Genomic DNA, 1,506 nt, shown 5'->3' with positions numbered 1-1,506 from the left:
CGTCGGGCGACGAGCCGCTCACGTTCACTATCATATTGGTGTCTATATGCTTTATCTGCGGATAAATGTATTCACAGAAGTAGTCTGCCCCTTTGTTTTGCAGCCCCACGCAGTTGAGCATTCCGTGAGCCGTCTCGGCCATGCGGGGATAGTCGTTGCCCTCACGGGGATTGAGCGTTGTTCCTTTCACGATGATGCCGCCGATGCCGTCGAGAGGCACGAAATCGGCGAACTCAATGCCGTAACCGAACGTTCCGGAGGCTGTCATCACGGGATTTTTCAGTTCAAGCCCGTCACTTATCTTCACATTTAAAGCTGCCATAATAGTTTTTTTATGTTAAACACCGGCCCGGCCTTGCATACGCAGAGGTTGCCGGCCACAGTTTTCTCCACGCAGCAAAGGCAAGCCCCGATGCCGCAAGCCATAGTATTCTCCAAAGACACCTCGCACTCAATGCCCTCACCGTGCGCATATCGGGCCACGGCCATCATCATCGGCTTAGGACCGCACGTGGCGATGCGGTCAAAACGCTCGGCCGTGAGCACGGAGTGATTGGTGACGAAACCTTTTTCCCCGGCCGACCCGTCTTCCGTGGTGACGCACACACGACCGTACTTAGCGAACTCGCCAATCATGAGCAAGTCGGCGGCACGGCGCGCACCGAGCAGAAAAACAGGCTCGCAACCCATGCGGCGCATCTCGGCACCCATATACAGAAGCGGAGCCACACCGACACCGCCACCCACGAGGAGCACCCGTTCGGCCTGAGTATGGGGCATGGTGAAACCGTTTCCGAGCGGAAGCACACAGTTCAACTTGCAACCGGCACTCACACAGCCTATCGCCCTGGTACCGTCGCCAATCATGGCTACAAGCAACCACAGCTCATTGGCATCCCTGTCTACAAAATTTATTGATATAGGGCGGCGCAAATAAGTGTCGGCCGTACCGTCGGCACGTACCTCCACAAATTGCCCCGGCCGCATGTCGGGCAGCGGTTTGTCATCTGTCAGCCGTATAAGCACATACTTTTCACTGACCTTCTCCACTGCCCTGACCGTAAGGTCGAGAATGCATTTCTTCATATTTTCTGTTTCAAATTATGGTCTTTTCATCATTGGTAATTCCAACCCGGATGCTCCCTGCCTGCATTTCAGCATACCGGAACCCAACAGGGCGTATTCAAGGATAGCACAAATCGAGAGCCGCCAAACAGGAGCTCTGCCATATCAAATACCAGCAAAGTAGCATATCCGCACTGTTTTACGCCTGCAAAGATACTATTTTTTTATCAGCAAGACGATATATTAATAATGTATTTACACCTGTCTGACAATAAAAAACACATGACTTCCGGTCTTATTCGGGAGACTGTAAAACCACGCTTTTATTAGGACTATACGGCATCCCTATCCCCAAAGATCCTAAATAATGATTATAATTAAAATTTTTCGGCAGGTTGGACATTTTGGGGTGATGGATTGCATAGCAAAAGTGCTGAGTGG

1 protein-coding gene and 1 pseudogene are annotated in these 1,506 nt (G+C 51.4%); both read right to left on the bottom strand.

Translation table 11 applies throughout. The annotated features are described in order from the left end of the window. Window positions 1–322: pseudogene (locus tag MoGM_RS04630) on the bottom strand (dihydroorotate dehydrogenase); the annotation flags it as partial. After that, entirely contained in the window at window positions 310–1,086 is a 777-nt protein-coding gene (locus MoGM_RS04625; RefSeq protein WP_104368961.1) for a dihydroorotate dehydrogenase electron transfer subunit, read from the bottom strand. The gene MoGM_RS04625 and the pseudogene MoGM_RS04630, both read right to left, overlap by 13 nt. Window positions 1,087–1,506: the final 420 nt, after the last annotated feature.

Origin of the sequence: Prevotella sp. MGM1 (genome assembly GCF_002933775.1) — a bacterium.
In the GTDB taxonomy this organism is placed as follows: domain Bacteria; phylum Bacteroidota; class Bacteroidia; order Bacteroidales; family Bacteroidaceae; genus Prevotella.
This window is presented reverse-complemented; position numbering and strand designations above follow the sequence as displayed.